This window comes from Streptomyces sp. JLYT201, from assembly GCF_059448825.1.
Genome location: NZ_CM182551.1, coordinates 7,786,892 through 7,799,652 on the forward strand (window position 1 = coordinate 7,786,892; position 12,761 = coordinate 7,799,652).

General features: G+C 70.3%; 10 protein-coding genes. 7 read left to right on the forward strand and 3 right to left on the reverse strand.

Going from position 1 to position 12,761, the window contains the following annotated elements; all coding sequences use genetic code 11:
- Nucleotides 1–60: 60 nt before the first annotated feature.
- From AC5WAM_RS33125 to AC5WAM_RS33135, 3 genes are all read left to right on the forward strand, one after another.
- The gene (locus tag AC5WAM_RS33125) at nt 61–771 is read left to right on the forward strand and encodes an HAD family hydrolase (protein ID WP_495519788.1); all 711 of its coding nucleotides are present in this window, start codon (nt 61–63) and stop codon (nt 769–771) included.
- Nucleotides 772–1,186: 415 nt separating this feature from the next.
- Complete coding sequence (locus AC5WAM_RS33130; protein WP_366789676.1) at nt 1,187–2,797, forward strand: ABC transporter substrate-binding protein; 1,611 nt, start codon at nt 1,187–1,189, stop codon at nt 2,795–2,797.
- Nucleotides 2,798–2,841: 44 nt separating this feature from the next.
- Complete coding sequence (locus tag AC5WAM_RS33135) at nt 2,842–4,419, forward strand: ABC transporter substrate-binding protein (RefSeq protein ID WP_495519789.1); 1,578 nt, start codon at nt 2,842–2,844, stop codon at nt 4,417–4,419.
- A 98-nt stretch (nt 4,420–4,517) separates the two neighbouring features.
- On the opposite strand, the gene AC5WAM_RS33140 is transcribed toward AC5WAM_RS33135, so the two are convergent.
- Both AC5WAM_RS33140 and AC5WAM_RS33145 read right to left on the reverse strand, forming a co-directional pair.
- The gene (locus AC5WAM_RS33140) at nt 4,518–5,189 is read right to left on the reverse strand and encodes a response regulator (protein WP_016639462.1); all 672 of its coding nucleotides are present in this window, start codon (nt 5,187–5,189) and stop codon (nt 4,518–4,520) included.
- Between the two features lie 15 nt (nt 5,190–5,204).
- Nucleotides 5,205–6,095: a RecB family exonuclease gene (locus AC5WAM_RS33145; RefSeq protein ID WP_138958701.1), complete on the reverse strand. Its 891-nt coding sequence runs from the start codon at nt 6,093–6,095 to the stop codon at nt 5,205–5,207.
- A gap of 131 nt (nt 6,096–6,226) precedes the next feature.
- Between AC5WAM_RS33145 and AC5WAM_RS33150 the strand changes: the two genes are divergently transcribed.
- The 3 genes from AC5WAM_RS33150 (at nt 6,227) to AC5WAM_RS33160 (ending at nt 10,083) form a co-directional block, all read left to right on the forward strand.
- Nucleotides 6,227–8,308 (forward strand): site-2 protease family protein, encoded by a 2,082-nt coding sequence (locus tag AC5WAM_RS33150; RefSeq protein ID WP_495519790.1) that lies wholly within the window; start codon nt 6,227–6,229, stop codon nt 8,306–8,308.
- Between the two features lie 56 nt (nt 8,309–8,364).
- The gene (locus AC5WAM_RS33155; RefSeq protein ID WP_138958700.1) at nt 8,365–9,267 is read left to right on the forward strand and encodes a tRNA (adenine-N1)-methyltransferase; all 903 of its coding nucleotides are present in this window, start codon (nt 8,365–8,367) and stop codon (nt 9,265–9,267) included.
- 231 nt (nt 9,268–9,498) lie between these two features.
- Entirely contained in the window at nt 9,499–10,083 is a 585-nt protein-coding gene (locus AC5WAM_RS33160) for a hypothetical protein (protein WP_366789678.1), read from the forward strand.
- Between the two features lie 129 nt (nt 10,084–10,212).
- On the opposite strand, the gene AC5WAM_RS33165 is transcribed toward AC5WAM_RS33160, so the two are convergent.
- Nucleotides 10,213–10,527, reverse strand: a complete 315-nt coding sequence (locus tag AC5WAM_RS33165) for a ferredoxin (protein WP_138958699.1) — start codon at nt 10,525–10,527, stop codon at nt 10,213–10,215.
- A 254-nt stretch (nt 10,528–10,781) separates the two neighbouring features.
- Between AC5WAM_RS33165 and arc the strand changes: the two genes are divergently transcribed.
- Nucleotides 10,782–12,548: a proteasome ATPase gene (arc, locus tag AC5WAM_RS33170; RefSeq protein ID WP_366789679.1), complete on the forward strand. Its 1,767-nt coding sequence runs from the start codon at nt 10,782–10,784 to the stop codon at nt 12,546–12,548.
- Nucleotides 12,549–12,761: the final 213 nt, after the last annotated feature.

The window sequence follows — 12,761 nt, forward strand, 5'->3', positions numbered from 1 at the left end:
CCAGTACAGGCCGGTCCCCTTCTGGGGACCGGCCTTCTCGTCCCTCATGGAGGTGTACGGATGACCAGTACGGTCCCCGCATTCGGAACACGAACGGCCGAAGGCTCCGCGCTGCAGGCCGTTCTCCTCGACATGGACGGAACGCTCGTCGACACCGAGGGCTTCTGGTGGGACGCCGAGGTCGAAGTGTTCGCCGCGCTCGGCCACCGGCTCGACGAGGCCTGGCGCGACGTCGTCGTGGGCGGTCCCATGTCCCGCAGCGCGGGCTTCCTCATCGAGGCCACCGGCGCCGACATCACCCTCGACGAGCTGACGGTCCTGCTCAACGACGGCTTCGAGGACCGCATCAGCCGCGCCCTGCCGCTGATGCCGGGCGCCGCCAGGCTCCTCGCCGAGCTCTCCGCCCACGAGGTGCCGACGGCCCTGGTCTCCGCCTCGCACCGGCGCATCATCGACCGCGTCCTCGGCTCCGTCGGCGCCCACCACTTCGCCCTGACCGTCGCGGGCGACGAGGTGGCCCGCACCAAGCCGCACCCCGACCCGTATCTGCTCGCCGCGTCCGGTCTCGGCGCCGACCCGGCCCGCTGCGCGGTCATCGAGGACACCGCGACCGGCGTGGCCGCCGCCGAGGCCGCGGGCTGCCGCGTGGTGGCCGTGCCGTCCGTCGCGCCCATCGGCCCCGCCGCGGGCCGGACCGTCGTACCCTCGCTCGAACACGTCGACCTGTCGTTCCTGCGCGGCCTGATGAGCACCTCCGCCCCGCGCCGCTGACCGCCCCGGGCCGCCCCGGAGCCGAGCGCCTCCGGGGCTGCGGAGAACCGGCCAACCACCGGCCCGTGGCCGAAAAGCCCAGACCGCGCGCCCAGTTGAAAGTGTGACCTTTCCCACTGGTAAGAGGGTCGACAGCTGCGCCGTCTTGTGCAGATGGGGTGGTGTACCCCTGGGGGGACATGCCCTTGTGTCCCGATTGGCCCGGCGGTGCACGAAACCTTCCACTGTCGCGTTACCGGTGCGTCCACGCCCCGTATCCCTGCGTGATGGCAGCTCAACTCCGGTCTCCGTCAACGCCCCTAAGGGCGCGGACTAATCTCGTCGCGAGAACATCGCCGCCACCCCCCGTGCCCCTATCAACCCCACCCCGCCGTTGCCGGAAACACGGGATCAAGAGCTCTGGAGAACGTCCAGCATGAACCGCAAGACTTTGGTGCTGCCGGCCCTGATAGGTCTGCTCGCCCCCGCGCTTGCCGCGTGTGGCGGTTCGGGCAGCGGGGACGGCGACGACCCCATCGCAGCGGGCACCACCGACCGGTTCACGGCCTCCAAGGAGGTGCCGGCTCCGTTCGACCCGGCGTACGCCTACGACGCCGGGTCCTGGAACGTGCTGCGCCAGACCCTCCAGACGCTGATGGCCCTGCCGCGCGGGGGCGGCGGCGAGCCGGAGCCCGAGGCGGCACAGAAGTGCGGCTTCACCGACACCGGCAACGAGCGCTACGCCTGCACCCTGCGCAAGGACCTCAAGTTCGCCGACGGCAAGCCGCTGACCGCAGCCGATGTGAAGTTCTCCATCGAGCGCGTGCGCGACATGAAGGTCACCAACCCCAGCGGTTCCGCCCAGCTCGTGTCCAACGTCGAGACCATCGAGGTCCAGGGCGAGCGCGGCGTCGTCTTCCATCTGAAGACCCCCGACGCGACCTTCCCGTACAAGCTCGCCACGCCGACCGCGGGCATCGTCAGCCCCGACCACTACCGCAAGGGCAAGCTGCGCGACGGCTTCGCCCTCGACGGCTCCGGGCCGTACACCGTCAAGCAGGAAGTGAAGAACAACCAGCTGGTCAAGGCCGTCTTCACCAAGAACCCGAACTACAAGGGCTCCTTCTCCCCGCAGAACAAGAAGGTCGAGCTGCGCACCTTCGCCACCTCCACCGCCATGGGCAAGGCGCTGGAGGACGGCGACATCGACCTGATGACCCGCACCATGTCGCCGGAGCAGATCAAGCAGCTCGACGTGAGCCCGGGCAAGAACCTCGACCTCGTCGACATGCCCGGCCTGGAGATCCGCTACCTCGCCTTCAACACCAACGCGGCGAGCGTGAAGGACAAGGCCGTCCGCCAGGCCATGGCGCAGGTCATCGACCGCGGCGCCCTCGTGGGCAAGGTCTACGGCTCCACCGCCGACCCGCTGTACTCCCTGGTGCCGACCACCATCACCGGCCACTCCAACTCCTTCTTCAACCGCTACAACGACCCCAGCGTCAAGAAGGCCAAGGACCTGCTCGCCGGGGCGGGCATCGACACGCCGGTGAAGCTGACCCTGCACTACACCACCGACCACTACGGCCCGGCCACGAAGAAGGAGTTCGAGGTCCTGAGCCAGCAGCTCAACGACAGCGGCCTCTTCGACGTCAAGATCAAGGGCGACGTCTGGAACACCTTCCGCGCCGCCGCCCAGCAGGGCAAGTACGACGTCTACGGCATGGGCTGGTTCCCCGACTTCCCGGACGCCGACAACTTCCTGGCGCCGTTCCTCGCCGAGGACAACTTCCTCAGCTCGCCCTACCGCAACCGGACCATCAACAACGAACTGATCCCCACCTCACGCCGCGAGGCCGACCGCCTCAGCGCCGCCAAGAGCATCGAGCGGATCCAGGACATCGTGGCGGAGGACGTCCCGGTGCTCCCGCTGTGGCAGGGCAAGCAGTACATCGCCGCCCGTGACGACATCACAGGCGTCGAATGGGCTCTCAACTCCTCCTCCAACCTGCAGTTGTGGGAGCTCGCCCGTGGTGTGGGCGACTGATCGACGCCCCCACACGCCGACAGAGACAACGACAAGGCACGCAAGTGAAAATCCGTAACCCGTGGCTGGCCCTCCCCCTCTCCTCGGGCCTGGCCGCCGCCCTGCTGACCGGCTGTGGCTCCGAGTCCTCCGGATCGGCCGACGACAGCGACTCCGTGGTCGTCGGCATGTCCGACGACGTCGTCGCCACCGACCCGGCCTCCGGTTACGACCCGGGCTCCTGGCTCCTGTTCAACAACGTCTTCCAGTCGCTCCTGAGCTTCCCCAAGGGCGCCACCGAGCCGGAGCCCGAGGCCGCCAGGAAGTGCGGCTTCACCGACCAGCAGACCAAGGTCTACACCTGCACGCTGCGTCAGGGCCTGAAGTTCAGCAACGGCAACGCCCTCACCTCGAAGGACGTCAAGTTCTCCTTCGACCGCATGATGAACATCAACGACGGCAAGGGCCCGGCGCTGATGTTCCCGATGCTCGACCGCGTCGAGACGCCCAACGCCAAGACGGTCGTCTTCAAGCTGAAGGTCCCCGACGCGACCTTCCCCAGCAAGATCGCCTCCGGCGCGGGCTCCATCGTCGACCACCGCGAGTACCCGGCGAACAAGCTCCGCGCCGACGGCGAGGCTGTCGGCTCCGGCCCCTACAAGCTGGACTCCTTCAGCAAGGACCAGGCCGTCTTCGCCGTCAACGACAGCTACCACGGCTCCGCCAAGCCGAAGAACGAGGGCGTCACGCTCCGCTTCTTCCACGGCGACCGCAAGGCCCTCAAGCAGGCGATCACCGACGAGAAGATCGACGTCGCCTACCGAGGCCTCGCCGCCGCGGACATCTCCGACATCCAGCAGGACAACGACCGCAAGCTCCAGGTCGTCGAGGGCACCAGCGCCGAGGTCCAGCACCTGGTCTTCAACGTCAAGGACCCGGTCGCGGGCAAGGCCGGCGTGCGCAAGGCCATCGCCTATCTGCTCGACCGCGAGGCGCTCGTCGACCAGGTGTACCAGGGCACGGCGACGCCGCTGTACTCGATCGTCCCGGCCGGCATCGGCGGCCACAACACCGCGTTCTTCGACACCTACGGCGCCCGTCCGCAGCGCGACAAGGCCTCCCAGGCCCTCCACCAGGCGGGCTACGACAGCAAGGTCCGCCTCACCCTGTGGTCCACGCCGTCCCGCTACGGCCCGGCCACCGACCAGGAGCTGCGCGCCATAGCCAAGCAGCTCAACGCCAGCGGCCTGTTCGAGGCGGACGTGAAGTCCGTCGAGTTCGAGCAGTACGAGAAGGACATCAAGGCCGGCAAGTACGGCGTGTACGTCAAGGGCTGGGTGCCGGACTACCCGGATCCGGACAACTTCACGCAGCCGTTCTTCGGCAAGGGCAACGTCCTGTCGAACCGCTACGAGAACGACACGATCACCGAGAAGATCATCCCGGCGACGGCCGCGCAGAGCGACCGCACCTCGACCGACAAGGACTACGGCCGGCTCCAGGACCTCGTCGCCACCGAGGTCCCCCTCCTCCCGGTCTGGCAGGCCAAGCAGTACGCCGTCGTCCGCGAGAACGTCTACGGCGTGGAGTCCTGCCTCGACGCGTCGACCGTCTTCCGCTTCTGGGAGCTCAGCAAGGACTAGCAGAAACGATGCGGGCCCTGCTTCCTCCCGGAAGCAGGGCCCGCATCACTGTGTCCCGGCCGGCCCGTGGTGACCGCTGAGGCCACCGGCCGCGGCGGCTACTGAGCCCCGGGCCGCACCAGACCGCTCTCGTACGCGTACACCGCGGCCTGCACCCGGTCGCGCAGCCCCAGCTTCGTCAGCACGTGCCCCACATGGGTCTTCACGGTCGTCTCGCTCACGAACAGATCCGCGGCGATCTCCGCGTTGGACAGCCCCCGGGCCACCAGCTTGAGGACCTCCACCTCGCGCTCGGTCAGCGTGTGCAGCGTGTCCGGCACAGGCTCGTCGCCCGAGGGCAGATGCCCCGCGTACTTGTCGAGCAGCCGCCGCGTGATGCTCGGCGCCAGCATGGCTTCACCGGCCGCGACCACCCTGATGGCCTGCACCAGCTCGTTTGCCGGAGCGTCCTTCAGGAGGAAGCCGCTGGCGCCCGCGCGCAGCGCCTCCACCACGTACTCGTCGAGGTCGAACGTGGTGAGGACGAGCACCTTCGCCGGGCCGTCCCGGCCGGGCCCGGTGATCTGCCGGGTGGCCTCCACCCCGTCCATCCGCGGCATGCGGATGTCCATCAGGACCACATCGGGCTGCAGCGCCCGCACCTGGTCCAGAGCCTGCAGGCCGTCTCCGGCCTCGCCGACGACCGCGATGTCCTGCTCGGCCTCCAGGATCATCCGGAAACCGGTGCGCAACAGCGGCTGGTCGTCGACCAGTAGGACGCGGATGGCCACGTAACTCTCCTTCGCCTAGCCCGGGCCCATTCTGCCCTGCTCGTCGCCGCCCGACTCGGGCGGCCTCACCGCGAGCGGATACGGCGGGGGAGTGCCGCCGAATTCCGGACAGACGGCCCTGTGGTCGCACCAGCCGCACAGCTTCGTCGGCCGAGGCCGCCAGTCGCCCGTCTCCGTCGCCGCGACGATGGCCTCCCACAGCGCGAGCAGCTTGCGCTCGACCCGCTCCAGGTCCGCGGGCACCGGGTCGTACGTGATCACGTCGCCGCTGCCCAGATACACCAGCTGGAGGCGGCGCGGCAGCACGCCCTTCAGGCGCCACACCACCAGGGCGTAGAACTTCATCTGGAACAGCGCGCCCTCCGCGTACTCCGGGCGAGGGGCCTTGCCCGTCTTGTAGTCCACGATCCGGACCTCGCCGGTGGGCGCGACGTCCACCCGGTCGATGATCCCGCGCAGCTTCAGGCCGGACTCCAGCTCGGCCTGCACGAACAGCTCCCGCTCCGCGGGCTCGAGACGCGTGGGGTCCTCCAGCGTGAACCACCGCTCGACCAGGCGCTCCGCGTCCGCGAGCCAGCGCGCGAGCCGCTCGCCCTCCGCGTCGTCCGCGAACAGCTCGGCCAGCTCCGGCTTCGCCTCCCGCAGCCGGTCCCACTGCCCTGGCACCAGGGCCTTGGCGCGCGGCGCGGTCCGCTCCGCCGCGGGCGCGTCGAAGAGCCTCTCCAGGACCGCGTGCACCAGCGTGCCGCGCGTGGCCGCCTCGCTCGGCTTCTCCGGCAGCTTGTCGATCACCCGGAAGCGATAGAGCAGCGGACACTGCATGAAGTCGCTGGCGCGCGAGGGCGACAGCGAGGCCGGGCGCGCGGCCGTCGCGGACGCCGCGGCGGCGTCGGTCCTGGTCTCCATGACCCCAGACCCTACGACCCACCACTGACAACGGCCGCATACCATCGACGACAGACCCTCTCGCCCTGCATGATCGTGCGTGCACCCGCGCCCACGGCAGGAGCGGGGGACGCTTCGAACGAGGGGACACCGTGGACGAAAGCGGCGGGAGCGGCAGGCCGCAGTCCGACAGCACGCCCGAGCGCGACCCGGCGGGCGCGCATCCGGCACGCCCGGAGACGGACGGTCCCGGCCCCGAGCCGACACCGGACCCCACGGCCGGGGCCCCGGAGCGTACGACGGACGGCCCGGCTCCGGAGCGGACGAGCGGCGCCGAACCCTCGGACCCCCCGACGGACGACACCCCCGCGGAGCCTTCGGACCCGGCGTCGCCACAGCCCTCGAAGCCCGCGACCCCGGAACCGCCCAGAACCGCCCCCGCGCCCTCAGCCCCCGAGGCCACCGTGGCCCCCGAGCCCGAGGCTTCCCATCCCGCGGCGCCCGAGCCTGCGGCGTCGAAGCCCGGGCCTTCCGAGCCCGCGGCCCCGAAGCGCGCGACCTCAGCCCCGGAGGCCTCCGAGCCCGAGGCCCCCGAGGCTTCCGGACCTGCGGCCTCCGCGCTTGCGGGCACCGACTCCGCCGCGTCGAAGTCCGCGGTCTCCGAGCCCGAGGCCCCCGTGGCGCCGAAGCCCGGGGCTGCCGAGCCCGCGGTGCCGAACGAGGGCGCCGAGCCTGTGGGCCCTGAGCCCGAGGCCTCCGAATCCGTAGCGCCCAAGCCTGCGGCCCCCGAATCCGCGGAGCCCAAGCCTGCGGCCCCCGGTCCCGAGGCCCCCGCCTCCCCGGCAGCGAAGCCCGAGCCCTCGGGGCCCCAGACCCCCGCGCCCTCGGAGCCCGCGGCCTCCGAGCCCGGCACCGCCGCGCCGACCAGCCCCCCGGCGGCGGCCTCACAGCCCGACCCCGCGCAGGCCCCCGAACCCCCGGCGGCCCCGGCGCCCACGCCGCCCCGCGTGGACATCGCCAAGCCGCGCCCCGCGGCGAGCAGCGGACGCGCCGGTGGTGACCCCGCCAAGGAGCAGCCCAAGAGCCCCGGCGGCGGTCTCCTCATGGGCCGCCCCTTCGGGGTGCCCGTGTACGTGGCGCCCAGCTGGTTCCTCGTCGCCGCCCTCATCACCTGGGTCTTCGGCGACCAGCTGGACCGGGTCCTACCCGAGCTCGGCGGCGCCCGCTATCTCGTCTCGCTGTTCTTCGCCGTCGCCTTCTACGCCTCCGTGCTCGTGCACGAACTCGCCCACACCGTCGCCGCCCTCCGCTTCAAGCTGCCGGTGCGCCGCATCCAGCTCCAGTTCTTCGGCGGCGTCAGCGAGATCGAGAAGGAGTCCGAGACCCCCGGCCGCGAGTTCGTGCTCGCCTTCGTCGGCCCCCTGCTCTCCCTCGTGCTCGCCGGTGTCTTCTACGTCGCCATGCGCGCCGTGGAACCCGACACCGTGCCCGGCGTGCTGCTCGCGGGCCTGATGATCTCCAACCTCATCGTGGCGGTCTTCAACCTGCTGCCCGGCCTGCCCCTGGACGGCGGCCGCATGCTCCGTGCCGTCGTCTGGAAGATCACCGGCAGGCCGATGAGCGGCACCGTCGCCGCCGCCTGGGTCGGCCGCGCCCTCGCCATCTCCGTCCTCGTCGGACTGCCCGTCCTCAACCAGTCCGGCGCGCTCGGCGGCGACGCCCAGGACCTCGGCGGCATGGACACCGTCACCGACGCCCTGCTCGCCGCGATCCTCGCCGCCATCATCTGGACCGGCGCGGGCAACAGCCTGCGCATGGCCCGCCTCCGCGAGCACCTGCCCGAGCTGCGCGCCCGCGCCCTCACCCGGCGCGCCGTCCCGGTGGAGACCGACACCCCGCTGTCCGAGGCCCTGCGCCGGGCCAACGCGGCCGGAGCCCGCGCCCTCGTCGTCGTCGACACCGACGGCGACCCCATGGCCGTCGTCCGCGAGGCCGCCATCGTCGGCGTCCCCGAGCACCGCCGCCCCTGGGTCACGGTCAGCGGCCTCGCCCAGGACATCACCGAGGGCATGCGCGTCCCCGCCGACCTCGCGGGCGAGGAGCTCCTCGACCGGCTGCGCGCCACCCCCGCCACCGAGTACCTGGTCGTCGAGACCTCGGGCGAGATCTACGGAGTCCTGTCCGCGGCCGACGTCGAGCGCGCCTTCGTCAAGGCCATGGCCCGGCCCACCTGAGCCGCCCCGCCCCGCCGGTGGTCGGCGGCACCCGCCACGGCCGGTAGGCTGGTCACATGTCCGAACCGACCGGTGCCGCCCGCCGTCGCGGGCCCTTCAAGGTCGGGGACCAGGTCCAGCTCACCGACCCCAAGGGACGCCACTACACGTTCACGCTCGAAGCCGGGAAGAACTTCCACACCCACAAGGGTTCCTTCCCGCACGACGAGCTGATCGGCGCGCCCGAGGGCAGTGTTGTCCGCACCACGGGGAACGTCGCGTACCTCGCGCTGCGCCCCCTGCTCCCCGACTACGTCCTGTCCATGCCCCGCGGCGCCGCCGTGGTCTACCCCAAGGACGCGGGGCAGATCCTGGCCTTCGCCGACATCTTCCCCGGCGCCCGCGTCGTCGAGGCCGGGGTGGGCTCCGGTTCGCTCAGCGCCTTCCTGCTGCGCGCCATCGGCGACCAGGGCATGCTGCACTCCTACGAGCGCCGCGAGGACTTCGCCGAGATCGCCCAGCAGAACGTGGAGCGCTACTTCGGCGGCCCCCACCCCGCCTGGCAGCTCACCGTCGGCGACCTCCAGGACAATCTGTCCGACACCGAGGTCGACCGCGTCATCCTCGACATGCTCGCCCCCTGGGAGTGCCTGGAGGCCGTCTCCAAGGCGCTCGTCCCCGGCGGCATCCTGTGCGCCTACGTCGCCACGACCACGCAGCTGGCCCGCACCGTCGAGTCCATCCGCGAGCTCGGCGGCTTCAACGAGCCGACCGCCTGGGAATCGATGATCCGCAACTGGCACATCGAGGGCCTGGCCGTCCGCCCCGACCACCGCATGATCGGGCACACCGGCTTCCTGCTCACCGCCCGCCGCCTCGCGGACGGCGTCGAGCCGCCCATGCGCCGCCGCCGCCCCGCCAAGGGCGCCTACGGCGAGGACTACAGCGGTCCGAACGCCGACGGCGGCAACCCCCGCTGACGCACCGGCCCCGACGGGCCGCCCGGCAGCACCACGGCGGCCACGCCCGCCGTTTCCAACGCACCGGCGCCGTCGCCGAGTTCCCGAAGTAGCACGGGAACCCGGCGGCGGCGCCGTCCTGTTGAGCGCCCGCGACCAGGCCGTACCCCGGTGTTCCGCGCCCCTGTGAGGTGTGACACGATGCTGGCCATCCCACCACCACCGGCACAGCCCTCACAGGAGACACTCCTCGTGCAGCACCCCGCCGTCCCGGAACTGGCTCACGCGGTGAACCAGCCGTGGGCCACGCGCCCCATCCACTGGGTCGCCACCGCGGCCGCCCTCGCCGCCGTCGTCGCGGCCTCCGCCTTCCTCGGCCCCGACCCGGCCACCGCCGCCCCGACGCGCACCGAAACGGAATCCAAGGCCGCCGCCCCCGCGCCCGACCCGGCGGCCGTCGCGTACCCCCTGAACTGCGGCACCGCCAAGCCCGTCGTGGCCCAGAAGGCCACCGGCGACCTCGACGGCGACGGCCGCCCCGAGACGGTGGCCGCCGTCCACTGCCGGGCGGGCTCCGGCACCCCGCCCGACGGCGTCTACGTCCTCACCGGCTCCCGCCGGGGCGCCCCGCGCATCGTGGCCACCCTCGTCGACCCCAAGGACCGCATCACCGCCCAGGACCTGCGCGTGCGCGGCGCCACCGTCTCCGCGACGCTCCTCGGCTACTCCTCGCCCGACGTGCCCCGCTGCTGCCCCGACCGGCGCGACGCGACCAAGTGGCGCTGGAAGAACGGCGCGTTCACCCGCTCGACAAGCGGCGAGGCCCGCAGCGTGTGAAGGGCCGGGCCCGGCACCACTCGCCCCGCCCGACGACACCCGGAGACAGCGAAGAGGGCCCGCACCCGCCTCACACGGCGGATACGGGCCCAGGTGACACGCGCGCGCTAACGCAGCGAAACTATTCGGTCACTCTGCGTCGGGCCCATAGACCTCGACCTTGTCCGAAACCCGACGTACGTGAATACAGTCCCCGGGGCACTCCTTCGCCGAGTCCACCACGTCCCGCAACAGCGGAAGCGGAACCGGCGTCGACGCCCCAGGAGCCTGCAACAGCTCGTCGTCCGCATCCTTCACATACGCCAGACCGTCAATGTCCAGCTCGAAGACCTCAGGCGCGTACTGAGCGCAGATCCCGTCCCCGGTACACAGATCCTGATCGATCCAGACCTCGAGGGAGTCCTGCCCCTCACCGACGGTCCGAGCGTCGTGCCCCACGGTCATCTCTCCTGCCGAAACTGCGCCAGGCCCGGCCGACTTTGCAGCAAGTCCGGCCACCCCTGACGGGTGTTGAACAGTTCGACCCTACAACCGGCAGCTTTCCGATGTTGTTCGGTGGGTATTCCCCTGGCGTGAGGGAGAGCGCAAGGGTGAAGATCGGACACACCCCCACCGTCTTTGTGATCTAGGGGTTTCAATCAGCACCCACCCAGGTAGGGTCAGGAAGCGTCCAGCTCCCCTTGGAGGAGGTGAGGACCGTGGCAGCCCACGACGACGACATCAACCGCGGCATCCGGCCGGGGCGAGGGTCTGAAGACCCAGCCGGTCAGGTTGCCTATCTCGAGCAGGAAATCGCCGTCCTGCGACGCAAGCTCGCCGACTCTCCGCGGCACACGAGGATTCTCGAAGAGCGGATCGTCGAGCTGCAGACCAACCTGGCCGGCGTATCCGCACAGAACGAACGGCTCGCCAACACGCTCCGCGAGGCCCGCGACCAGATCGTGGCCCTCAAGGAAGAAGTCGACCGGCTCGCACAGCCGCCGGCAGGCTTCGGAGTCTTCCTCATGGCGAATGAGGACGGCACCGCCGACATCTTCACCGGCGGCCGCAAACTCCGGGTGAACGTCAGCCCGAGCGTCGAGCTCGACGAGCTCAGGCGCGGCCAGGAAGTCATGCTCAACGAAGCGCTCAACGTGGTCGAGGCCATGGAATTCGAGCGCGTCGGAGACATCGTCACCCTCAAGGAGATCCTCGAGGACGGCGAACGGGCCCTCGTGCTCGGGCACACCGACGAAGAGCGGGTGGTCAGGCTCGCCGAGCCGCTCCTGGACGTGACCATCCGCGCCGGCGACGCCCTCCTGCTCGAACCCCGCTCCGGCTACGTCTACGAGGTCGTACCGAAGAGCGAAGTGGAGGAACTGGTCCTCGAAGAGGTCCCGGACATCAGCTACGACAAGATCGGCGGCCTCGGCGGCCAGATCGAGATGATCCGCGACGCGGTCGAGCTCCCCTACCTCTACCCCGACCTCTTCAAGGAGCACGAACTCAGGCCGCCCAAGGGCGTCCTGCTCTACGGCCCGCCCGGCTGCGGCAAGACGCTCATCGCCAAGGCCGTCGCCAACTCCCTTGCCAAGAAGGTCGCCGAGGTCACCGGCCAGCCCGCCGGGAAGAGCTACTTCCTCAACATCAAGGGACCCGAGCTCCTCAACAAGTACGTCGGCGAGACCGAGCGCCACATCCGCCTGGTCTTCCAGCGGGCCCGGGAGAAGGCGAGCGAGGGCACCCCCGTCATCGTCTTCTTCGACGAGATGGAATCCCTCTTCCGCACCCGCGGCAGCGGCGTCAGCTCCGACGTGGAGAACACCATCGTCCCGCAGCTGCTCGCCGAGATCGACGGCGTGGAAGGCCTGGAGAACGTCATCGTCATCGGCGCCTCCAACCGCGAAGACATGATCGACCCCGCCATCCTGCGCCCCGGACGCCTCGATGTGAAGATCAAGATCGAGCGCCCGGACGCCGAGGCGGCCAAGGACATCTTCGCCAAGTACCTCACCCAGCGCCTCCCGCTGCACGGCGACGACCTCGCCGAGCACGGCAGCGACAAGGCCGCCACGGTGCACGCGATGATCCAGTCCGTCGTCGAGCAGATGTACGCCGAATCCGAGGAGAACCGCTTCCTCGAAGTCACGTATGCCAACGGCGACAAGGAAGTCCTCTACTTCAAGGACTTCAACTCCGGCGCCATGATCGAAAACATCGTCGGCCGCGCCAAGAAGATGGCCATCAAGGCCTTCCTCGAACAGAACCAAAAGGGCCTCAGGGTCGCTCACCTCCTCCAGGCTTGCATCGACGAGTTCAAGGAGAACGAGGACCTGCCCAACACCACCAACCCGGACGACTGGGCCCGCATCTCCGGAAAGAAGGGCGAGCGGATCGTATACATCCGCACGCTCGTCACCGGAAAGCAGGGCGCCGACACCGGACGCTCCATCGACACGGTGGCGAACACCGGTCAGTACCTGTAGGAAATAGGGCGGCTGCGGGTGCCCTCCACGGGTACCCGCAGCCGACTGTTTTCCGCCGCTCGCGGACACCTCGCGGCCGCGTCCCGAACCCAGCGAGAGCAAAGCAGAAAATGATCTCCCCACCAGCGCAGAGGCGTTCTAGGCTCTTTCCTACCGCCGAGTCGCGCAGTGCGGGGACGGGCACCGCACACGCACCGGAGCACCAGCGGTACT

What these genes read in the sequence shown, in the direction of transcription:
- AC5WAM_RS33125 (WP_495519788.1), top strand. Translation starts at nt 61, where the DNA reads ATGACCAGTACGGTCCCCGCATTCGGAACACGAACGGCCGAAGGCTCC.
- AC5WAM_RS33130 (WP_366789676.1), top strand. Translation starts at nt 1,187, where the DNA reads ATGAACCGCAAGACTTTGGTGCTGCCGGCCCTGATAGGTCTGCTCGCC.
- AC5WAM_RS33145 (WP_138958701.1), bottom strand. Translation starts at nt 6,095, where the DNA reads ATGGAGACCAGGACCGACGCCGCCGCGGCGTCCGCGACGGCCGCGCGC.
- AC5WAM_RS33155 (WP_138958700.1), top strand. Translation starts at nt 8,365, where the DNA reads ATGTCCGAACCGACCGGTGCCGCCCGCCGTCGCGGGCCCTTCAAGGTC.
- AC5WAM_RS33165 (WP_138958699.1), bottom strand. Translation starts at nt 10,527, where the DNA reads ATGACCGTGGGGCACGACGCTCGGACCGTCGGTGAGGGGCAGGACTCC.